This is a genomic window from Microbulbifer maximicatervae (SeqCode) (assembly GCF_052467815.1).
The window spans coordinates 1,338,755-1,361,231 of the sequence record NZ_CP174326.1 but is presented as its reverse complement, the minus strand read 5'-3'; the positions used below and the strand labels follow the sequence as shown (position 1 = coordinate 1,361,231).

General features: G+C 50.1%; 20 protein-coding genes. 6 read left to right on the top strand and 14 right to left on the bottom strand.

Annotation, left to right across the window (positions count from 1 at the left end):
• Positions 1–6: 6 nt before the first annotated feature.
• Positions 7–540 (top strand): acyloxyacyl hydrolase, encoded by a 534-nt coding sequence (locus ACJJIW_RS05835; protein WP_282930470.1) that lies wholly within the window; start codon positions 7–9, stop codon positions 538–540.
• A 54-nt stretch (positions 541–594) separates the two neighbouring features.
• On the opposite strand, the gene ACJJIW_RS05830 is transcribed toward ACJJIW_RS05835, so the two are convergent.
• From ACJJIW_RS05830 to ACJJIW_RS05820, 3 genes are all read right to left on the bottom strand, one after another.
• Positions 595–993, bottom strand: coding sequence for an ApeA family protein (locus ACJJIW_RS05830; protein WP_282930469.1), 399 nt, complete (start codon positions 991–993; stop codon positions 595–597).
• A 23-nt stretch (positions 994–1,016) separates the two neighbouring features.
• Complete coding sequence (locus tag ACJJIW_RS05825; protein WP_282930468.1) at positions 1,017–1,508, bottom strand: hypothetical protein; 492 nt, start codon at positions 1,506–1,508, stop codon at positions 1,017–1,019.
• Between the two features lie 274 nt (positions 1,509–1,782).
• Positions 1,783–2,664: a LysR family transcriptional regulator gene (locus ACJJIW_RS05820; protein ID WP_282930467.1), complete on the bottom strand. Its 882-nt coding sequence runs from the start codon at positions 2,662–2,664 to the stop codon at positions 1,783–1,785.
• Between the two features lie 124 nt (positions 2,665–2,788).
• On the opposite strand from ACJJIW_RS05820, the gene ACJJIW_RS05815 reads away from it, so the two are divergent.
• Both ACJJIW_RS05815 and ACJJIW_RS05810 read left to right on the top strand, forming a co-directional pair.
• The gene (locus tag ACJJIW_RS05815; RefSeq protein ID WP_282930466.1) at positions 2,789–3,565 is read left to right on the top strand and encodes a ferredoxin--NADP reductase; all 777 of its coding nucleotides are present in this window, start codon (positions 2,789–2,791) and stop codon (positions 3,563–3,565) included.
• 140 nt (positions 3,566–3,705) lie between these two features.
• A complete protein-coding gene (locus tag ACJJIW_RS05810) occupies positions 3,706–4,269 on the top strand; it encodes a lipocalin family protein (protein WP_444936891.1) in 564 nt (187 codons plus the stop codon).
• On the opposite strand, the gene ACJJIW_RS05805 is transcribed toward ACJJIW_RS05810, so the two are convergent.
• The 11 genes from ACJJIW_RS05805 to ACJJIW_RS05755 all read right to left on the bottom strand — a co-directional run bounded on the left by ACJJIW_RS05805 (position 4,258) and on the right by ACJJIW_RS05755 (position 18,660).
• Positions 4,258–5,949, bottom strand: a complete 1,692-nt coding sequence (locus ACJJIW_RS05805) for a hypothetical protein (RefSeq protein ID WP_444936890.1) — start codon at positions 5,947–5,949, stop codon at positions 4,258–4,260. The genes ACJJIW_RS05810 and ACJJIW_RS05805 overlap by 12 nt on opposite strands.
• Positions 5,946–8,174, bottom strand: a complete 2,229-nt coding sequence (locus ACJJIW_RS05800; RefSeq protein ID WP_444936889.1) for an AI-2E family transporter — start codon at positions 8,172–8,174, stop codon at positions 5,946–5,948. The genes ACJJIW_RS05805 and ACJJIW_RS05800 overlap by 4 nt, the downstream gene beginning before the upstream one ends.
• Entirely contained in the window at positions 8,167–9,366 is a 1,200-nt protein-coding gene (locus tag ACJJIW_RS05795; RefSeq protein WP_444936888.1) for an N-terminal double-transmembrane domain-containing protein, read from the bottom strand. Before ACJJIW_RS05795 ends, ACJJIW_RS05800 begins: the two co-directional genes overlap by 8 nt.
• Before the next feature lies 1 nt (position 9,367).
• On the bottom strand, positions 9,368–10,270 hold the full coding sequence (locus ACJJIW_RS05790; protein ID WP_444936887.1) for a DUF58 domain-containing protein: 903 nt from the start codon (positions 10,268–10,270) through the stop codon (positions 9,368–9,370).
• A gap of 5 nt (positions 10,271–10,275) precedes the next feature.
• Entirely contained in the window at positions 10,276–11,274 is a 999-nt protein-coding gene (locus ACJJIW_RS05785) for an AAA family ATPase (protein ID WP_444936886.1), read from the bottom strand.
• 2 nt (positions 11,275–11,276) lie between these two features.
• On the bottom strand, positions 11,277–12,002 hold the full coding sequence (locus ACJJIW_RS05780) for a DUF4159 domain-containing protein (protein WP_444936885.1): 726 nt from the start codon (positions 12,000–12,002) through the stop codon (positions 11,277–11,279).
• A 214-nt stretch (positions 12,003–12,216) separates the two neighbouring features.
• Entirely contained in the window at positions 12,217–13,848 is a 1,632-nt protein-coding gene (locus ACJJIW_RS05775) for a TldD/PmbA family protein (protein WP_108731287.1), read from the bottom strand.
• 27 nt (positions 13,849–13,875) lie between these two features.
• Complete coding sequence (locus ACJJIW_RS05770) at positions 13,876–15,207, bottom strand: TldD/PmbA family protein (RefSeq protein ID WP_413663965.1); 1,332 nt, start codon at positions 15,205–15,207, stop codon at positions 13,876–13,878.
• 35 nt (positions 15,208–15,242) lie between these two features.
• Positions 15,243–16,874: a TldD/PmbA family protein gene (locus tag ACJJIW_RS05765; RefSeq protein ID WP_444892495.1), complete on the bottom strand. Its 1,632-nt coding sequence runs from the start codon at positions 16,872–16,874 to the stop codon at positions 15,243–15,245.
• A gap of 198 nt (positions 16,875–17,072) precedes the next feature.
• Entirely contained in the window at positions 17,073–18,485 is a 1,413-nt protein-coding gene (locus ACJJIW_RS05760) for a nicotinate phosphoribosyltransferase (protein WP_444892496.1), read from the bottom strand.
• Between the two features lie 37 nt (positions 18,486–18,522).
• Positions 18,523–18,660, bottom strand: coding sequence for a hypothetical protein (locus ACJJIW_RS05755; RefSeq protein ID WP_444892497.1), 138 nt, complete (start codon positions 18,658–18,660; stop codon positions 18,523–18,525).
• A 561-nt stretch (positions 18,661–19,221) separates the two neighbouring features.
• On the opposite strand from ACJJIW_RS05755, the gene ACJJIW_RS05750 reads away from it, so the two are divergent.
• Genes ACJJIW_RS05750 through ACJJIW_RS05740 form a run of 3 tightly spaced genes read left to right on the top strand, consistent with a single transcriptional unit; the run spans position 19,222 to position 22,247 of the window.
• The gene (locus ACJJIW_RS05750) at positions 19,222–19,884 is read left to right on the top strand and encodes a PspA/IM30 family protein (RefSeq protein ID WP_444936884.1); all 663 of its coding nucleotides are present in this window, start codon (positions 19,222–19,224) and stop codon (positions 19,882–19,884) included.
• Positions 19,884–20,537, top strand: coding sequence for a YqiJ family protein (locus tag ACJJIW_RS05745; RefSeq protein WP_444892499.1), 654 nt, complete (start codon positions 19,884–19,886; stop codon positions 20,535–20,537). The genes ACJJIW_RS05750 and ACJJIW_RS05745 overlap by 1 nt, the downstream gene beginning before the upstream one ends.
• Positions 20,538–22,247, top strand: a complete 1,710-nt coding sequence (locus tag ACJJIW_RS05740; protein ID WP_444936883.1) for a flotillin family protein — start codon at positions 20,538–20,540, stop codon at positions 22,245–22,247.
• Positions 22,248–22,477: the final 230 nt, after the last annotated feature.

Here is a 22,477-nt window from a genome sequence, read left to right as displayed (position 1 = left end):
TAGCATATGAAGTGGGTACTGGCTGTAGTTTCGACAATTCTTTTGGCTCAGCCAGTTACTGCTGATGAACTCTTAGTGAGTTTTGGCGGTGGCCCGCAACCTGATTCAAGTCAGAATAATAAAACCTACGGGATAGATTACTCCTTTAAAACATTTAAAAAGAGTTACCGTCAGCATATTGATATAGGTGTTAGCTATACTGAGCTAACTACTGATGCTGATGAAAATAAACGTATAAGAGCGTTTTCCATCTATCCTCAATTAAATCTATATCCCAGGCAAAGAAGTTGGGGGCAACCTTATTTCTTTGTTAGAGCGTTGGGTCCTAGCTATATTTCCAGCAACCAATTGGGAAACCGTCGTCAGGATAATAACTTTTCTTTCCAGGCACAGGTTGGATATGCTGCGCGAATTAACTGGAGAGGGAAAGAAGATCTGGTGCTAATGGTTTCCTGGAAACACTTCTCCAACGCCAACCTGTTCAGTGACAATGATGGAATAGATGTTCCGTTTGTTATTAATTTGGGCATGAAAATCTGATTTTCAGTTAAGATAGCTCCCCAGTAGTCACAGCTACTGGGGATATAAAAACTATCAAATGGACAGTTCTTTTATAATTGCGTCATTCAAATTTCTAACCCAGCGATTGTAGTTTCTGTGAATGGTGTAATATTTTTCACTATAGTCAAGCATATCGCTGTCTTTATAGGTGATACTATAACTATTAAGGTTATATATAATATCTGCTTCAGCATGATGCTTGCGAACGTTAATGGTGGCTAATATTTTCCCAGGAGCAACTTGTTGACAAGTCCAGTTTCTCGCGATACACCCTGCAATAATTGATGTTTTAATTGAATCTTGAGTTTGAGCTGATCCGTCAAGACGATCGGGAATTAGTCTACTTTCAATATTCATAACCGGATTACTTGTACAGCCAGATACTATTAATGCAAAGGCTGCAATAGATATAGATTTAATAATATAATTCATGAAATTTCCTTATTGGGGTGAAGCTAAATTTTATGGTTTCTAGAGATCCACTTGGCTACGTCATTACCAAGGGTGTGAACACAACGTTCGAGAACACTGCAGGAGCTTTTGAATTTATAAAATAAACCTCCACTTGAATTTCTGGTGGTCTTGAGAGTATCTATCAAGTCGCCGTTTTTGTAGAGTTCAGCCTCAATTGAGACTGATTTTTGATGGCTACCTGAAATATATCTTCCGCTATATGCATTGAGAATTGTTAATTTAAGACTGTATCCCTCTGATTGAATATCCAACTCTGGGTCTAGTGAACTGGCAAATCCATGCTTACCAAGAAATTTCTTGGCTGAGCTAGAAAATTGATAACCAAGGTTATTACACTCTTTAACTATATTGGATGCAATTAATTCTTCGTCGTGATATTCGGCTTTTTTATTGATGGAAATCAGGCCATTTCCGTAAGCGGGTAGTGAGAGGCTGAAAACAGCACCAAACAATAAAATTCCTTTAATCTTCATATAATCTCTTTGTAAGTAAGGAGCAGACCACTTAAATAATCATAGATAAAACTATAAGTTGGGGAGGTCGTCTTAGGTTGCGTAATTTACCAAAATAAATAGATGGGTAGTAGATCTTGAATTGATGATGGACATGGATGAGAACTCTTCATATGCAAAATTCAGGGTTAGCCCATATGGCTTATAGGCTGAAATGGTGTAATTCTACTGATTTTAAGCAAGCTAGATAACTCTATGATTTAAATACAAATTTTCTCAAATAATTAATCTTTTTTTATCCTGCTGAGTCACATAATTCCATCCATCGCTTAATTCCGGCGCTTCTGTATTTTTGTCGATGCAGGACAAAATAGAACTCTCGATGAAAGTCTCTATGTGGTACGGGTAGCTCAATAAGCGAGCCGCGCTTTAAAGCATCAGTTAATGAAACACGGGAAAGGCAGCTGATACCTAGCCCCGCTTCTACGGCTCGCTTGATCGCTTCTGTATGTTGCAATTCCAATAGGATATGTAGTTGTGGCAATAGCCCTGCCATGGCTCTCTCAAAAGTCTGTCGCGTTCCAGAGCCCGATTCCCGGGTGATCCAGGTCGCACCGATCAGGTCTTTATCGGCGAGGCGCCTGCGGCCTGCCAAAGGGTGATTTGGTGCACAGAAAACAACCAGCTCATCATGGCGCCAGGGGATGATTTCCAGATCCGGGTGATTGATCTCTCCTTCAATTAATCCCAGGTCCAATTCAAAATTGAGCACCCTCTCGGCAATCGCTGCGGTATTGGCAACTTCCAGTTGTACTTGAGTACCGGGCTGCTCTTCCATATAACGAGCCATCACGCTGGCAGTCAGGTAGTTGCCAATGGTCAGGGTGGCTCCGATCTTCAGGCTTCCCAGTTCCCGGTGAGTGGCCAGTGTCTGCTCAAGTTCCTGGGCTCGCTCCAGGAGTTCTTCCGCCCTTGGCCACAATTGCCGTCCCAGTTCATTGAGACGCAATCGCTTACCGGTGCGCTCGAACAGGCGCAACTCAAACTGCTGTTCAAACTCTTTCAGCGCTGTGGAGGCTGCGGACTGGGACATACTCAGGCTCTCCGCGGCACGACTGACATTCTCGTGATGGGCACAGGCAAGGAACACCTCTAACTGGCGGAGCGTGTAGCGCAAGGGGATATCTCCAGTTGATCGTTAAAATAGATAAGGAATATCGAAATATCCCACTTTGCCAATAGATCTTCTAGGGCTAAAATTCAACTATCAAGAGACTCGTGGAATAACCGGTTTTAAGTTTATGTCCAAATTGAATATAGAGAAGGTGTTGGAAGTCCATCACTGGAACGACACACTGTTTAGCTTCAAGACCACCCGGGATTCGGGTTTTCGCTTTGAGAACGGACATTTCACGATGATCGGTTTGCAGCAGGACAATGGCCGTCCGCTGCTGCGCGCCTACTCTATTGCCAGTGCCAACTACGAAGATGAGTTGGAATTCTTTAGTATCAAGGTTCCCGACGGCCCCCTGACCTCCCGCCTGCAGAAGATTGTGCCGGGCGATGAGATCTACGTGAGCCAAAAACCCACCGGTACTCTGGTGGCGGACCACCTGCTGCCGGGCAAACGCCTGTGGTTGCTGTCCACGGGTACTGGCTTGGCACCTTTCATGAGCATCATCAAAGATCCCACGGTCTACGAGCGTTTTGACCAGGTAATCCTTACTCACGGTGTTCGCTATGTTTCTGAGCTGGCTTACCAGGAGCAGATCGAGAACGAATTGCCGGAACACGAGTACTTTGGCGAGATGGTACGCGAGCAACTGCTTTACTACCCAACCGTGACCCGTGAGCCCTATCGGAATACTGGCCGCCTGACTGATCTCATGCTGTCCGGAAAGCTTTTCACCGATCTGGGTGTGCCCAAGCCGAGTGTTGAGGAAGATCGCTTTATGCTGTGCGGCAGCCCGGCAATGCTGAAGGATCTCACCAATATCCTCGATGACTGGGGATTCAAGGAGACCCGCGCAGGTGTACCTCACGAGTATGTGATTGAACGCGCTTTCGTCGAAAAATAAGTTGGTCAGTCCAGCGATAAAAAAACCACCCTCGCGGTGGTTTTTTTATGGGTGAAATACAGATTCCCGAAACTATCCTGATCTTGTGAAACCCCTGCCTTCTATTCTGACTTGAGGGGGAGCTTGCTGGGAGTGGCTAGATGAAGCTGTTTTCACTGGGTGTATTACTGCTTTTCTTTTTCTGGCTGGGTGCCTGTACACGGGTGCCGGAGGGGGTTGAGCCTGTCCAAAACTTCCAACTACAGCGATATTTAGGCCACTGGTATGAGATTGCTCGATTGGATCACTCATTCGAGCGCGGCCTGACCCAGGTAACTGCCGACTACAGTCTCAACCATGATGGTTCTGTCGCGGTGATCAATACCGGCTATTCAAAAGCGCGTGATGCCTGGCAAATGGCGGAGGGGAGGGCCGAGTTTGTCGGCCCGAAAAATGTGGGCCATTTGAAAGTCTCTTTTCTCGGTCCCTTCTACTCATCCTATATCGTGATTGCTATATCGGATGACTACCAATACGCGATGGTATCTGGCTACGATAAATCCTATCTGTGGATATTGTCCCGCACCCCAACCATGCCCAAGGATGTATTGGAGCAGTTTTTACAGAAGGCCAAAGCTTTGGGGTATCCCGTCGACCAGATGATATTTCCCAAGCAAGAGGTTAAGTCGGGAAATAAACCCTCGGCGCAGCCCTCAGGGTCGTGATCTGTTCAAAAGCCTGCGTTCCCGCCACCAGCTTATACACACTAGTAACAGCAATATAAGGGCCGGCCATTGGCGCCCCAGCAGTACTCTGTTTGCGTGATTATTTGCTTCTGGCCCCAAACGTGCGGCAGCCATCAGTTGGGTTTCCCTGGTATTCAGGGACTGCTGCCATAGGGGCCAGTCCTCTTTGGCAAAAATATAGAGGTCTAGTACCGACTCCCCTCCCAGTTCAGTCCAAAGCTGGTGCCAACCTGAATTTTGGGGCCAGAAGCTGTAGCACTGACCCTGGGAACTTCTACTTGCGGCGATTCCTCTGGTAGAGCGGGAGCTATCTTGAAACTCTGATAAGAATGGACTCTGATCAGAAAAAAGTGGGCTGCATAGGGTGATGCGTTCCTGTGTACGCGGTAACTCATTGGAGAGCGTTACTGGTGGCTGACTACCCAAATGCTTGAGTTGGTAATCGATAATGGACTTCCACAGGCTGGCAAATTCTGTAGCAAAGCCACTGGTTAGCCATCGGTGGCTGTCGCTAAATAGGATAAATCCCAGGTGTTGTGTCTCCGTCGAACGCCCCCAGAAAAGTGGGGACTCTCCATTGCCCAGTAAAAAGTCGTAGGAGCCGAGCTGTGTGACTTTGAAGCCAAGATTACGCAGTGGGGGAATCTCTGGATTGTCCACTTTTTGGTAGCCAAAGCCGGAGTGTAAACGGGTATCTTCTCCCTTTTGCAGAGGCATGGATTGGGCTGCAGCGTATTGGAGAAACTCTTCAGAGCTATCGCCACTGACTAACCATAACAGTGACTTTGTGGTGGCCAGCTCGCTGAGCTGATGTTTTTGTTGAGAGGAGAGTTGCGGCCACAAACTGCTATCGAGAATGACTAAATCGAAGGGACTTTCCTTTGTGAGTAGATCCGCAGACTCGGTAAGTGGAAGCCCATTGAGAGTCTCTTTTCTACTAATTTCAGGTGCCAACTGGGTCATCACTTGTGCTGCTACACTGGATTGACGCAGCCAGCGGGAGAGGGCGGCTGTCTCAAAAGAGGGGCGTGCCAGCCACAGTAACAATTTGGGCTGGAGCGGTTCTCGCACCAGGATGGGTAAAGGATCTGTATGAATTTCGCCGGTTTCGCTTTCCGTCCGTACTCGGTATAGCTGGGGGCCCGCGAGTTTTGGAGTGGCAGTGAGTTGTGCCTGAATTGCTTCTCCCACTTTCAGCTCAAGACTGTCTTCAATATGGCCGTAGGGATTGAGCAGACTAATTTGTCGGTTTTCAGTCAGTGGCTGGTTGTTGTGAACCTTTAACTTTAAAGAATCACCCAGGGTAATTCGCCGCTGCCAGTCGAATTCCCAGCTGCTATCAGATTCCTTGATATTCGATAGCTCCAGGCGCACCGGTGCCAGGTCCCGCAGTTTGTCGCGGCCGAGTGGCTCCCCATTGAGGGAGATATTTTCCACACCATTGAGATTTATTGGATTTGAGCTCGCCAGCTGTTTGCTGTCGATAGAGATATTGCGCTCGGCGGGAGTGATTGCCGGTGGCTGCCAAAGTATCCAGGCACTTAACCAAATCGCCAGTTGCAGGCCATAGTCGAACGGTTTGGCGCCTCGGCGGCGCAACAGTACGAGTGATGCTAAACAGGCCAACAGGCACAGGCCGGGTATCAAGAAATCAATCACAATGATTTCCCCCCTTGCTGGTGTAGCCAACGTCTGAAATGGCCGTCGGCCTCTGTTTGCAAAGGCAGTGAAGGCGCAGATTCCGGTGCTGGCAGTAGCTGATAGAGCAGCTGATTCAGGGAGTTTGTGCAATCAATGCAATTCGGTTGCTGGTGGCGCTGCTGGTATAAACGCAGCTGTTTGGATAGCTCCAGGCCGAGATCCAGTGATTGCTCTGTGGCTAGCTCATTTATCTGCACCAGCAGATCGGTATCGAGTTCGGCGCCAGAGTCTACTTGGGCCATTAGGGCGAGCACCTGTGCTCTTTGTTTTTGTTCAAAGGCACTGTCGACAGTTTCGGGCGCTACGTCTTCCCGTTCACCGCTAAGTCGGCGGCTTTCATCTATGGGGGGCGCCTCGAACCCGACTCTCTGTAAGTAAATACGTGAAGCCTGTTGTACTTCCTTGATAAAACGCAGAGCTCGGTGCTGATGGGGAAGGGAGGCATGGGGCTCTATAACCGACAGGTCGCGCCATGAACTCCACATGGCATTCAGCGCATTGCGCAGCAGCTCCTTGGTTTGGGGGTCGAACAGGGTGGCATGCTCTGAGCTGTCATGCCGGTGTCCGGCAGAAGCAGCTATGCGCTCTGCCTGTTGGAAATGGGAGTCTCGCTGTGCAAAGGGAGTGGCATTTTCTTCGCCATGTGCCTGGTGCTCACCTTGTTCTGTATGATCGTGGCTATGGCCGTGTTCGGATTCTTCTTTATCATCGTGCTTCTCGCTCTCTGCGCCAGAATGCTCCGCTTCCGAATCCTCTTCGCCGAGAAAACGGCCGTAGCGCATGCGCAGCAAATTCTGTTCATAGGCTAAACCCTCGGAGCGTTTGCGAAACTCCTGTGGATGCAGCTGCTCTCGCTCGGCTAGCAAGGCCTCGGTGTCAATAATCAGCTGGCGTTGGCTGCGGAAGTACTCCGGTAATATCTTAATCGCCATCCCCTCGCTGTCACTCAGCCCGAAAATCTCTTCTTGCGGCCAGCGCAAGATAAAGTGTTGGCTCTTGGCAACGTTGGCGCTGGGCTCGCGGTTATCCCTGGCCTCCAGATACCAGTAGAGTTCATCTCCCGCTTCCATGGAAAACTGGTGGATGGGCAGGGTGAAATCGTAGCGAGCTGCTTTCTTATCTTCCGAGAGGCTTGTTGATAAAGCAGTGGATTGCAAACTGGTGAGTGGAATACGCTCTTCGCGAAAGCGTAAATTTTCCCCGGTGCCGCTGGCGAGGGTGACCAATAAATCTGCAGAACTCACCTGGTAATCATCATTAATGATTACTTTCACGGGAATACCCTGGGTGCTCCCTTGAATGGTATCGACGCGCAGGCTGGGTGCCTCAAAGGTAAACTCCGGAGCATTGTCTTTTTGCACCCGAATATTATGAATTTCCGGCAATAGCATTTGGCTCTCCGCGAGTTGTATTGAGAGCTGGTAAAAGTCTGCCTTAGCGATAGTGCGTTGTAATTGCCACTTTTTACTGGGTAGATTACCTAGCGGAGAAAAGGTGAAGCGCTCAGCTTCGGCCAGCATTTCCAGCCCTTGCACCGGCTGATTCAATTCAAGTTGCCACTCGACCGCAGACTGCTCCGGCACATCGATTTGTAAGGATTGGCTGTCGGCCGTGAGCCCAGTGTAGGCGGGTGGCTGGATATGGGTTGCCGCGCGGGTTATGGCGAGTTTTTCGGCAATGGGAATAGCTGTATTTTGTTGCGTGGTCTCAGTTTTATCCCCAGTGAAGTGAGAATCGCTCAGTACAAATAGCAACAGTCCCAGGCAGGCACCGAAGGCATTTGTCAGGGTACTGCGGAGTTTTTTTGGACCGAAAGGCGACCGGTCGCCACTTTCCAGCAGTTGTTGCAGCTCTGTTTCGATACGCGCGCGCTGTAATTGCTGCAATGGACTTAGACAGGATTCCTGCTGGCTAAGCAACTGGCTGCTGTCTTGCAGCTGGGGATATTGTCCATCCAACTGTCGGCACAAGCGCTCGGGGCTTGGGCGCCAGCTGCGATCTAGCAGTATCGCTACAACAATAATCCCGAGCCAGGCGGGCAATAGCCACTGTGGCCAGCCGAATACAAAAATACCCAAGCCAGCCAGAAGACAGAGGCCAGTGGCGAGCCAGAGGTAGGGCCGCAGGGCTATCCGTTGCCAGCGCCTGCGCACACCGTTAAGGGTTAACTGGCGCTTATCCACGGTTCGCCTCCCGATTATGTTTGGCAGGAGATTGCGATAGGGCAATTAGGCGCTCAAAAGCCAGTAGTAACAGCAGGGCGGCTATTATCCAGGGAGACAGCTGCTCGGTGCGGCGGTTTTCCACTTCGCTATCGGCCACAGGAAGGCCTATCCCTGCCGGCAGCCGATGGCCAGACCAGTGGCTACGATTGTGGTGTTGCAGAGCCCAGTCTTGCCCGGACCAGTGCTGCCACAGGAGTTCGGGCAAATCCGCGCGGCGATAAAACGCCTCGCTGGACCAGTCATCTTGGTAACGCAGCCAACTTCCCCGTCCGATTGAGGCCGCTTGAGTTGACTGGCTGTTATCCACAGCAACGAAGTTGAGATTATCGGCAGGGGGGATACTGTTGTCAGTGAGTAACAGGCCCCCATCTGTAACAAACTCCAGTACGGCTTGTGACAGGGGCGCGGGTCCGGTGTAGATAAGCCAATCTGTCTGCTCGGCACTGGGGGTCTCTTCTCGCAGCAGGGTTTGTACCGATAGCTCCGGCATATTGCTGTGCCAGTCTTCCAGCACTGGCATCCACCAGCTGGGCGCTTTGCCCATTAAAGCGATACTCGGTAATACCGGGCTCGGAGCTGTGGATGGTTTATCCAGGCCATGCCACTGCCAGTGGGGACTGACTCTTAGTGCCTGATGGGATGCTGGGCCCCCATTGTTTATCAACAGGATATGAGCCCTGCGTAAATGTGCACGGCGTGATAGTGCCGATAGAGTTTTCCACAGGTCCACATTTTGTGGTGGGGGTGAGGTTGTGGCGGGCGTTTCTGGGGATAACCACAGCACTTTATAATTCTCCCCCACAAGCTGCGGCAGAGAATTGTGGATAAATATGTTCGCTTCCCCCGATTCAATTCTTGGGTCTACCAGTATCACGGCCTCTTGGGGATAAATTTCCCGTTTTATCAGCGGCTGCGCCAATAAACTTGCCAGCAGGGCGACAATTAGCAGGCGCAACAGCAGTAACCACTTGTTATCCACAGTCGGGCGGCGCGCGCGACTCTGTGAATATCTTTGTACCCATTGCAGCGCAGCAAAGGAGATCTGCTGTGGATTACTGCGGCGTAGCAAATGAATGGCGATGGGAATAAGTAGGGCGGCCAAAAGCCATAGCCACTGTGGGGATTGAAATAAGTTATTTATCCACAACATCTCAGCACAACCTGCCGTGCAGTTGAATAAATTGCCGCAGTGACTTTTCCACAGGCTGCTCGATAAGGTCGGTCTGCAGTGAACACTCCTGTGTGGCAAAGCGTGCTTTTAACTCGCTCTGCGCTTGAGCAAAAGCATCCAGGTAAGACTGGCGTTGCCGCTCGGCATCCACTTCTAAAGTTGCGGGAGTACTGGCGCTTACTTCTGGATTGAGCAGCTTTAGCTCTCCGCCAAAAGGAAAAGTCTGTTCTGCCTCAATTAACAATTGCAGTGGCAGGCAGGGGCGGCCGGCGGCATGCAGGCGTGCGGCAAAATCGCCGATCTCATTACCCTGTTCAAAAAAATCACTCAGTAACACCACCTGACAGGGCCGCTCAAAGTATTGCCACAGCGGCGCCAGTTGAGTGTGATCTGGCCAGTGGTCGCTGGCGTCGAGTTGTTGTAGCTGAAGAGCGATTTGACGCTGGTGGCTCTCGCCCTGGCCTTCGGGCACATAAACCGTCCGACGGCTGTTAAACGCCAATAGGGAATAGCTGTCTCCCTGGGCGTTGAGCAGCCAGCATAGGCTGGCAATCCAGCACTTGGCGTAATGCAGTTTATTCAGGCTGGGCTCGACAAAGCTTGCCTGGCCCAGGGAGGCGCTGCTATCGAGCACAAAGCACACGTGCATACGGCTCTCCTGCTCGGTCTCGCGCACATAGTAGCGATCGCTGCGGGCGAACAGTTTCCAGTCGATATGGCGGATGGAATCACCCGCTTGATAGCCTCGGTATTGGTGAAATTCCAGGCCGGTGCCACGGCGCTGGCTGTGTTGCACACCGAGCATCACGCCCTCGGCAATATGCCGCGACAGCCACACCAGATCGCGACAACTGGCCAGGGTTTTGGGGGACAGGTATTCCACGCTGATCAGTCCCGGCCCGGTTCCGGCACCGCCGTCAGTAATTCGTCAATCAGCTGTGGCATCTGCACGCCATCGGCCTGGGCCTGGAAGCTGAGCAGCACCCGATGGCGCAGTACCGGCAGTAACAGGCTGCGGATATCCTCGCGGGTGACGGCGAGGCGTCTTTGCAAAAGGGCCCGCGCCTTGGCAGCGAGAATCAGAGCCTGCCCCGCTCGGGGGCCGGCGCCCCACTTGATCCACTGTTGCAGGGTATCGCTGCCGCTGGTTTCAATACGGGTAGCGCGCACTAGTGCCGCCACGTAGCGGTATAAATCGTCGCTCACATGAATTTCCCGCACCAGTTGCTGCATTTCGCGCAATTGCTCCGCATCCAGGCTGGGGCTGGGTTTGACCCTGCTGGCACCGGTGGTGGAGCGCAGGATTTCAACTTCATCCCGCTCATCGGGATAGTCGATATGAATATTTAACAGGAAGCGGTCCAGCTGAGCTTCCGGCAGCGGATAGGTGCCGGCCTGCTCTATGGGGTTTTGTGTGGCCAGTACGAAATAAGGATCGGGCAATTTCAGTGTTTTACCGCCCACGGTTACTGAGCCTTCCTGCATGGACTCCAATAGGGCTGCCTGGGTTTTCGGCGGTGTGCGGTTAATTTCATCGGCGAGCAGGATATTGGTGAAAACCGGGCCCTGCTGGAATTTAAAAAAGCGCTTGCCGGTGCTGTGATCCTCCTCGAGGATCTCACTGCCGAGAATATCTCCGGGCATTAAATCCGGGGTGAACTGTACCCGCTTAAAATCCAGCGCACTGGCATCGGCGAGGGTTTTTACCAGCAGGGTTTTACCCAGCCCCGGCACCCCTTCGAGCAGGGCGTGGCCGCCGGCCAACAGGCAGATCAGCATCTGCTCCACCACAGGTTTCTGGCCGACAATCACCCGCGCAATCTCCCGTTGCAGATTGTCGAGGCTGTGCAGTTGTTCTTCGATACTATTTTCCAGGGTGGTCAGCATAATCAGCTCGTCAGTGCGTAAATAACAATGTTCACCGCAAATTTTGTGTTATCGATGGCGAGCCAGCGTTTGTTGCGGTAGTCGTAGTCCCATTCGCAGCCGAAATCCTTGTTGCTATAGAGTACGGCGATACGGCCGTTAACAACTATGGCTTTCAGGTAGTCGTGTACCAGATCATCACCCCAGCCATTTAATTCAAAGCTGGTTACTGGCAATTCGTCGAATTGGAAGAAGCAGCGGTAGAGGTCGTGATCATCCGGGAGCTTTTGCAGGCAGTCTTCGCCAAACAGCTCAGCCATTTGCGCTTCGAAGGATTTGGCAAAGAGACCGTCGATATCGTGGTTGCAGTCGTCGACAAATACAAAGCCGCCGCGATTGACGTAATCGCGAAAATTCTTTGCCTCTTCCGTGGTGAATTGCACCAGCTTGTGTCCGGCCAGGTAGCAGAAAGGCGCCTGCAGCATTTTCTTATCGGCCAGCGGCACTATGTGCTCTTTGGCATCAACCCTGAGATTGGTGTATTCCACCAGTGAATTGAGCAGGTTGGAGGGCATGCGCTGATCCACATCCCAGTCACCGGACTCGTACATCAAGCGGGTGAAATAGAAATCGTAGTGCTCCTGTGCACTACCCGGTGCGGTATTTTGCGCGCGTGTACCCAGCGGCAGCGCTGCGGCGCAGCTACCCAGGATCAGGCGCTGGAGAAAAGCCTTGCGGGTGAGGGACACGAGATAACTCTGTTACTGCGTTGGTTTTTACTGTTGAGAGCAAAGGAAAGAAGGTGCTCCGTTCGAGACATGCTGTAAATACATCCCTGTACGCTCGTAATCGGCATCCATGCCTCATACGGTCTCGAACGGAGCACCTTATTTCCTTCTACCCATTTATTTTCAATGCTGGGAGCTGACTGGTTTGCTGGCCAGCTCCCGCCTGGATCAATGGCTAGCCCAGCTTGCGCTTGGTGTTAATCACATTGATACCGTCGAAGCGTGCAGTGGAACTACCGTGAGACACGGCACTGGTTTGCATCGGCTGTCCCTTACCGTCAAAGAAGGAACCACCCAGGCGGTAATCATCTTTGTCGCAGACCTGCGAGCAGGCATTCCAGAATTCCTGGGTGTTGGACTGGTAGGCGACATCCTCCACCATGCCGGTAATCTTGCCGTCTTCAATCTCGTAGAACAGCTGTCCACCAAACTGGAAGTTGTAGCGCTGCTGATCGATGGAGAAGGAACCGGCACCCACAATATAAATGCCTTTTTCCACATCCTTGATCATATCGTCGACGCTCAGCTCCTCCTTGCCAGGCAACAGCGAAACGTTGGACATGCGCTGGAATTGCACGCTGGACCAGCTGTCGGCGTAGCAGCAGCCGTGGGATTTCTTTTGCCCCAGCATATGTACCTGATCGCGAGTGGCCTGGTAGTTCACCAGCACACCGTCTTTTACCAGATCCCAGTTGCGGGTCTTCACGCCTTCATCGTCGTAGCCGACGGCGCCGAGAGAGCCGGGCTGTACCTTATCGGCAAACAGATTGACCTTGTCGCTGCCGTATTGGAATTTGCCGCTGCGCCATTTATCGATAGTGGCGAAAGAGGTTCCGGCAAAGTTGGCCTCGTAGCCGAGCACGCGGTCCAGCTCCAGTGGGTGGCCGACGGATTCGTGGATGGTGAGCCAGAGGTGGCTTGGGTCCAGCACCAGGTCGTACTTGCCCGGTTTGACCGATTTAGCCGTAAGCTTTTCCTTGGCTTGTTGCGCCGCCAGGCGTGCGTCTTCGGCCATATCGTAGGAGTCGCGGTAGAGCACTGTCTGTGCTTGGATCTTGTCTTCGGCGCGGCCATCCAGGTATTCAAAGCCGCGTCCTACCGGCTGGCTGAGGCCCTGGCGGGTACGGAAACCGCCAGTTTTCTTGTCCACTGCGGTGACCGAGAAGGGCGCCCACAAACGGTGAACGTCCTGGTCGATATAGGAGCCGTCGGTAGAGGCAAAATACTTTTGTTCATTCACCAGGTACAACATGGAGTTGATATAGCTGGCGCCGGCATCCATAGCGGACTTGTTCACGTCCATTAACAGGTCCACCTTGTCGGCCAGGGGGATCTGCATAGCGTTTTTCTGGATGGGTGTCTGCCAGCTCACCTCGCCGTGGCCTTTTACCGGAGCCAACTGTACGGGCTCCTGCTGGTACTTGGAGTTGGCCTTGGCGGTAGCTACTGCCTGGCGGGTGGCGCGAGCAACGCCATCGGCTGTCAGGTCATTGGTGGCAGCAAAGCCCCAGGTGCCGTTGGCAATAACCCGAATCCCCATGCCGATAGATTCGGTGTTCACCACGTCCTGCACTTTCATCTCGCGGGTGATCACGTATTGGTTCAGGTAGCGACCAATACGCACATCGGCATAAGTGGCGCCGAGTTTAGTGGCGGTATTCAGGGCGACATCGGCAAATTCTTTTTTTACCGAGAGATCAATACCGCTTTGCGTCAGTTTGCTCTCGGCGACCAGATTGCCGGACAGCGGCAACATGGAAACACCCAGGCCGGCACCGCTGAGCTGGAGAAATTTTCTTCTTTCCATTTCGTTATCCTCGATGGGTGCTGGCTGTTATACGGCGTCGGAAAGGCTGCTGAAGGTGAAGTCGCGCACTTTCAACGCGGGAATCATGGCGGACATGCCCCACATACCCACTCGCTGGGGGACGCCCATATCTTCGATATTGTTGAGCATGATTACCGGGCTCTCGTTGAAGCGGAAGTTCTTCACCGGGTATTTGATCTTGCCGTTTTCGATATAGAAGGTGCCGTCGCGGGTGAGGCCGGTGAGCAGCATGGACTGTGGATCGACCATACGGATATACCAGGTGCGGGATACCAAAATACCGCGGCGGGTATTTTTGATCAGTTCTTCGGTGGTTTTATCGCCGCCGATCATAATCAGGTTGTTGGGTTCGGGGACCACTTCGCCTTTGCTTTGCTCGGCCCAGTAGCGGCTGCGCGCCAGGTTTTTCACTACGCCGTCTTTCACCCATTCGGTGCGTCCCAGCTGCATAAAATCACCGTCGGTCCAGGGTTGAGCCGGCACATCGAGGCTGGTGGGGTCGGAGTAGAAATTTACTCGCTTGTCGAACATCTTCTCGCCGGTACGGTTGCCGCCGCCCTTTTTGCTCATAAAGCTGCGGCCCTCGTCGGCACTGCGCGCATCGAAGCCGCTCATCATGTAACCCACCAGGCCGGACACCGCATTGGGCTCCAGGATCACGGTGTACTTGCCCGGTTCCAGGGCACGGGCTTCCTGGGACAGGACCGCTTTGTCGATGGCGACAGAGGAGGTGCTGCCGGTATTCATTGCACCGAAATCGGTAACGTCACTTTCGGCCCAACCAGAACCCAGGCCATTCTCGGTGCGCATAGTTACAGTGAAATTGGCAGAGGTAGAAGCGTGGTAGCCGAACAAGCCTTTACTGGTGGCGACTGCAGCAAAAGAACGCTGGTCTTCCAGGTAACCTGCGGCAACCACTTTCTTTTCCTTGGCTGCAATAATGGAATCTGCCGCAGCCTTGGCGCGCTGGTCTGGAGTGATATCTGCAGTGGACTTGGCGAAGCCGTCTACGCTGACATATTTCTGCGGTCCCAGCATCGGCATGGCTTCCGGGTTTTCCGGAGATAGCTTGGCCAACTCTTCGGCGCGACGCATCACTTTTTCGAGTGAGGCATCACTGAATTCATTGATAGTGGCCACACCGGATTTCTTGCCGAAACGGGCCTCTACGGCCAGCTCGATATCATTGACGATACCACTGGTGGAAACGCTGTTGCGCGCGTAGCGAATATTGCCGGTTTCGCTGCCGGCCAGCTGCGCGCTGGCTTCATCGGCGCGGCTGTATTTTAAAACCTTGTCGAGAATACGCTTCGCTTCACTTCTACTCAGAATGGCCATTGCCTTTTCTCCAATTACTTATTCTTGTGCGCCGCTCAGGAAATCTTGCGCTTGGTATTGATTACATTAATTTGGTCAAAACGGGTGGTGGAACAGCCGTGGGAGACTGCACTCACCTGGCTCGGCTGGCCCTTGCCATCGAAGAAGGTTCCGCCCAAGCGGTAATCACTGCTGTCGCAAATCGCCGAGCAGGAATTCCAGAATTCCTGGGTGTTGGACTGGTAGGCGACGTCTTCAACCTGACCGACGATCTCGCCGTTTTTGATCTCATAGAACAGCTGCCCGCCGAATTGGAAGTTGTAGCGCTGCTGGTCGATGGAATAAGAACCGCGCCCGACAATGTAAATGCCTTTTTCCACATCGCGAATCATGGATTTTGCCGAGTATTCTTTTTCGCTTGGCGCCAAAGAGACATTAGGCATGCGCTGGAATTGCACGCTGGACCAGCTATCGCCATAGCTGCAGCCGTGGGATTCCTTTTGGTCGATCATATGCACCTGATCGCGGGTAGCCTGGTAGTTCACCAGGATGCCGTCTTTCACCAAGTCCCAACGCTTGGTTTTAACCCCTTCGTCGTCATAGGCGACGGCACCGAGGGAGCCCGGTTGCACCTTGTCGGCAAACAGAGTGACCTTATCGCTGCCGTACTGGAATTTACCGCTGCGCCACTTATCCAGGGTGGCGAAGGAAGTTCCCGCATAGTTGGCCTCGTAACCCAGCACGCGGTCCAGCTCAAGAGGATGGCCCACAGATTCGTGGATGGTCAGGCACAGATGTGAGGGTTCCAGTACCAAATCGTACTTGCCCGGATCGATGGACTTGGCTGACAGCTTGGCTTGGGCTTGCTCGGCTGCAAGCACTGCATCCTCGGCCATATCATAGGAAGCTTTGTAGAGCGTGGTCTGACCGCGAATCTTGTCTTTGTCGTGACCGGCCAGGTATTCATAGCCTCTTCCCACTGGATCACTGAGACCGTTGCGAGTCTTGAAAGCACCGCTCTGCTTATCAACAGCGGTCACCTGCATAGGTGCCCAGAGGCGATGGACATCCTGGTCAATATAGGAGCCGTCGCTAGAAGCAAAGTACTTCTGCTCATTGACCAGATACAGGGAAGAACGGATATAGCTGGCCCCAGCTTTGAGTGCCCCATTGTTAACATCCATCAGGAAATCGACTTTTTCACTGATGGGGACCTGCAGGGCATTTTGTTCGATAGGTGTCTGCCAGGAAACCTCGCCCACGCCTTTTACCGGTGCCAAACGCACGGGCTCGGTTTGGTACTTGGCATTGGCCTTAGCTACGGCAACTGCTTGGCGCGCGGCAAGGGCGACGCCATCCGCTGTAAGGTCGTTGGTGGCGGCGAAGCCCCAGGTACCATTGGCGATCACACGAATACCAGCGCCAAGGGATTCTGTGTTGACGATATTCTCCACGTTGGTTTCGCGGGTCATAACATACTGGTTCAGATAGCGGCCGATACGCACATCGGTATAACTGGCCCCGGCTTTGCGCGCGGTATTCAAGACTACATCCGCCAGGTGTCTTTTATGGGAGCTGTGCATGCCTTCATTGAGCAGCTGCTCGGCGCTGACCTGAATGCCCTGTAGAGGCAACAAAATACCACTGGAGCCGACGCCGGCGATCTTGAGGAATTTTCTTCTTTCCATTGGCTACCTTTACCCCACGAGAGCACGAGCACTCTCTGCGGGTACTTATTGTTATTACGACTGACGCTGGAGGCCTTGTGTGCACGGAGGTCAGGCTTTGGATACGCACAACTAACAGGACCAACCTAAAGTTGTAAAGTACTCGCTCGGTAAAGTGAAGTTTCGTAGGGGTAAGACGTTGTGAGGGTGGAACGGGAATCAGAGGGCAGCATTTCTTCGAACTTTGTCGAAAGTAATGTCCTTAAGCAGAATACCGTTGCGGTAAACCGGCCTCAGCAGGTTAGCTTCTGATTTTAGATCGCTCTGCGCAATAGTTCGAAGTGCACCATCATCGTCGCGAATCAAGGCAAGGCGGCCACCCTTGGACCTTTTCTCGGGCCCGGTTCTAGGATTCTTAAAAATATCGTACCAACTGCCATTGATACAGATAGCGCTGGCTTTCATTGCAAATCCCATCATATCGCGGTCAACTTTTTGTAGTAATCCTCCGCCCATACCAAAGGTCAGATTTTCTGTGCTTTGATTGTTTTCTTTCATTGCTTGGAGAATTTTTGGGATTACAAAGCGGGTGATACCGTCTCCTTGTATAACTCGAATAAAGGGGGGTAGTAATCGATATCCTTTTTTATTCTTCTGCGAGCCAAATATCCGCATCAACCTTTCTATTGCTTCTATCACGACTTCCTCTGGGTTGCCGGAGTCAGGCCTTATTACTAATGTGCCGCCACTGTGAGTAACTTTATCCTTTAATTTTTTTCCCCAGATATTCTCTATAGCATTCCACAAATCGTAGCTATCGCTGACAACAGCCACAGTTTTTCCTTCCCCAGAAAATTGCTCAAGTATATTACGGTAAGCATCTTCCTCATGCTGTTGTCCCCAAGCAATAATTGTGCTGTGTTCAGCGGCGGGAATGGAAGCTCCAGGTACAGCGGCGTTGTAAAATCTTTTTGCGGCTAATATTCCGGATATCGTATCAGTCCCCTTAAAATTCACCAAGTGAGCCATACCTCCCAGCATGGCTGTTTCGAGACTGCTGGCTCCCCGAGCCCCGAAGTCGTGTAAACGAAACTCCAGAGTATCCAGATTTTCTGCTGTTTCAAATAAATACTGTGAGATAATTTTCTTTATTTCGCGGCTCTGGGTAGCTACGGTTGATGGATACCAGATGCTTCGTAAAAGTGCGGTTTCAATATAAGTGGTAAGCCAAAAGCAGTAAGGACAGGTATTAACAACCTGAGCTAAAGCATTGGTTACTGGAATGACTTGCCCTTCTTCTATCGCTGTAATTTCAAGGGGCATTAAACCATTGTGGTCATTTAAAATATGATTCCATCCAGCACGATTAAATGGCAGTCCATGGGGTTTTAAAATATTTTCAGCTTCATCTATTTGATGAGAACTGATGGGGGTGCTCAGGTATTGCTTTATAAACGCCTGCAAGCCAAAGAATACCGTCGACGCAAATTCACCACCACGACACTCTACATAACTACTTATATGTGATGTTCCTGGGGGGTACTGCAGATAATGGCTAGTTTTATAGCTATCGACATTGAGAATAGGATTTCCCAAGCACTGAAAGGATGAATTAGAACAGGGCGTGTTCATATTTTCAAAACCATAAGTTGGCGTCGATTTTAGGTCATCATTTGCCTGCTGTTATAGCGTGTAATTGATTTTTGAATTGTATGCCTACCACAATGTTCAGTTTTACAGTGCTATTAGCTGCTACTTTAGCAAAGCATAAATGCAAGCGATGCACGTTTAAAAACTTGTCATCCACTCATTTTATCTCCTATTGATTGACCTACTCTATTGGTATGTGTACATTTATATGCATGTGAGGCAAAGGAACGTCATACTCAATGAGCCCCAGCAGATTTCGGCGTATTTACCAGCGGATGACTGTGCCTGCCTTGGTGTTGATCGATCACAGTAGCGCTGTCATACGAAGTAAGAACCCGTAAGTTGATTGCTATAATGAGAAGTTCGGCAGAGCAGAAAGAAATCTGCCCGGTCATAACTTTCTTATGTAGAAGTGTTCCTTCCTTTAATGGCTTGTTGTTTGAGAAAAAGTCATCGCAGTTTACTAATTGGAATGATATTGAAATTACTCGTAGAGAATACGGCATTGATATAATTTAGTATTGATTCCAATCCTATTGAGCTACTTATAAAAATTCTGCTGCAGACTCGTAATACTTTGCGGAAAAATTGTCTTGCCGTCATAGCAGGAAAGCATAAACAGTATCTATGGTGAGAGATTGGATACTGCTTCGACATCATTTGAAGTTTGTAGCTAATAATAAGGTGGATTTTTCTATTTGGGAGCAGGAGATAAGTTATGAGTGAAGGGTTTATAAAGCGCATATCACGTTTAATCTCTGTGTCCGCCAATGCCGTCGTGGACTCGGTTGAAGCCACTGCACCAGAGTCAGTGATGGAGCAGGCAATTCGGGAGGTGGATGATGCAATTGCAGATGTGCGAGATCAGCTAGGGAAGGTGGAGGCATCCAAGTATCTAAACAGTAGAGCGTTAAGCGATGAAAATGCTCGTCATAAGCGTTTAGCTGAACAAATTGATATTGCTATAAATGAAGGTCGTGATGATTTGGCTGAAGTCGCCATTGCCAAACAAATGGATATTGAGGCGCAACTTCCAATTTTAGAAAAAGCGATCAATGAAAATGAGATAGAAATAAAGGAACTAGGTTCCTATATTCTTGCCCTGCAAGGTAAGAAACGTGAAATGCGTGAGCAGTTACAAGAATTTATTGCAGCCAATAAAAAGGTAAGCAATAGAGTTACTGCCGATGAATATGGCAGGGATAGAAAGCCAAAAGCCCAGGTAGAACAAGCTACCGATGCATTTAATCGAGCAGTAGGTAATACAGCTATATCGACATTTGACTCTGGGATAGATGCCAGCAAATTAGCAGAGCTTGAGGAGTTCGCGCGAAATAATCGTGTGAAAGAACGTTTAGCCAAGATTAAATCGGGGGGCTGATGATATTTTTATTGCAAGACCAAAACCTGGTCTTTACCGGTGCGCTGATTTTAATGTTCATGATAGCGCTTCTTGAAGGCGTCATGACATTGATTGGTGTTGGTATTTCAGATTTACTGGATAATTTATTACCAGATTTTGATGTTGACGTGCCAGATACAGGGTTGTCTGGCGGGATGACTAAGCTGCTTGGGTGGTTGCGTTTCGGTGAAGTTCCTGCACTTATACTGTTAGTAACTTTTCTGGTTAGCTTTGGAGTGACCGGCCTAGTAGCCCAAATGCTCATAGAGTCTCTTGTTGGATATTTATTGCCGGGCGGTTTACTTGCTGTGGCAGTCTTTTTTCTTGCGCTACCTCAGGTACGTTTTGTTGGCAACATTATGCGGCGCTTCGCTGTGGGTGATGAATCCGAGGCAGTTGAGAGAAATTCCTTTATTGGCCGTGTAGCGATTATTACGATCGGTAAAGCAGAAATCGGTTCACCAGCAGAAGCGCGTTTTAGTGATGAATACGGAACCACACACTATGTAATGGTGGAACCGGATGAAAGTGAAATATTTAATCAGGGGGATAAGGTGTTGCTGGTTGAAGAGCTGGGAGCACATTTTCGAGTAACTCGCCCCAGCAGTATACATCTTATGGAGAATAACTAAATGGAGAATCTAGAAGTGATAGGAAACCTACCGGTTATGGTATTTATTGCCGGGACTGTACTAGTGGCCTTAATTGTTATTGGAACTATTTTTGCGCGCCTGTATACGAGAGCCTCAAAAGAGCGCTCATTTGTACGTACCGGTATGGGTGGTCAAAAAGTCATAATGAATGGAGGTGCATTGGTACTACCGGTTCTACATGAAATTATTCCTGTGAACATGAATACTTTGCGCCTGGCGGTTTCCCGAAAAGAGCATCAAGCGCTTATCACCAAGGATCGTATGCGTGTTGATGTACTTGCTGAATTTTATCTGCGGGTAAAGCCGGATGCAGATGCGATAGCCAATGCTGCACAGACTTTGGGTCTGCGTACTTTAGACCCCGAAGCATTAAAAGAAATGATCGAGGGTAAATTTGTTGATGCGTTACGCTCGGTAGCAGCTGAAATGGAAATGGCTGAATTGCATGAGCAGCGCAGTCAGTTTGTACAAAAAGTTCAGCAGGTAGTTTCCGAAGATCTATTGAAAAATGGATTGGAACTTGAGGCTGTATCTTTGACTGGTTTGGATCAAACCCATAAAGAATTCTTCAATCAGGATAATGTGTTTGATGCTGAGGGCCTCGCCAGTATGACCCGCTCTATTGAGACGCGTCGTAAAGAGGTCAATGATGTCGAGCAGGAAACCATGGTGCAGATCGAGAAGAAAAACCTCGAAGCTGAACGCCAAAAGTTAGAAATTGATAAAGAAAAACGTTACGCACATCTGGAGCAGCAGCGCGAGCTGGAAAATCGTGAAGCTGCTCAGAAAGCGGATATTGCCCGTGAACAAGCAGAGCAGGAACGCGCAGCACGCAAAGCTGAAATTGAAGCCCAGCGTGAAGTCAGTCAATCCCAAATTGCTGCGGAACAGGCAACTAAGTTGCTGGAAATCGAGAAAGAGCGTCGCTTGAAAGAGCAAGAGATTGAAGGTGAGCGTATTCTTGATGAGCAGCGTATTTCCAAAGAGAAGTCAGTGGAAATTGCCAAGCAGGAACGTGCAATTGCTGTTGCAGAAAAGTCCAAAGAACAATCTCTTGCGGACCAACAGGCCAACGTAGCTCGAGCTGAGGCTGTAAAAGCTGAAGAGCAAGTTCGCACAGCTCAGGATGTTGAAGTTGCCGAGCGTGATAAGCGCATTGAAATCATCGAAGCTCAAAAAGTAGCGGAGCGCCAGGCGACTGGTATTAAGGTAATGGCCGATGCAGAAAAAGCGGCTGCAGAGGATAAGGCTGAAGCATTGCGCTTGCAGGCTGCTGCTGAAGCTGAAGCCGTTCGTATTAAAGTTGAAGCTGATCGTGAAAAATATGCGGTGGACGCTGAGGGGCAGCGCCTAATGAATGAGGCTTTTAATAGTCTAAATGAAGCTCAGGTTGCACTTAAGAAGGTCCTTAGTCTGCACGAAAATCTGCCCAATATTATCCGTGAAAGCGTTAAGCCGATGGAGAGTATTGAGGGTATGAAAATTATCTCTGTTGAGGGCCTAAATGGTGTTGATGGTAGAGCAAGCAGCGGCATTTTAGATAGCGAGGCTGAATCCAAAGGACAAAGCTTGCCTGAGGCTCTGGTGGGTAGTGCTCTAAAACACAGGGCTATGGCGCCGCTGGTAGACTCGCTCTTAAAAGAAGCTGGAGTTGGCGACTTGAATAAAACTACAGAAATTGATAGTTAGTGAAATGTACGTATTTAAAAGATATATTGCACAAATCACTATAATGTAGTTAGAAGAATTGATTTCTTTAATCCGGATCTAAATAAATAGATCCGGATTTTTTATTATGATATACAAAATATGAAATGTTGCACTAGCTGTAAAAATGGCATTCTTAACCCAGGATTTATCGAATAACTATTTCGTGGTTATACCTGTTCTTCCTGTGGGGGAAATTGGGTTCTTATTGA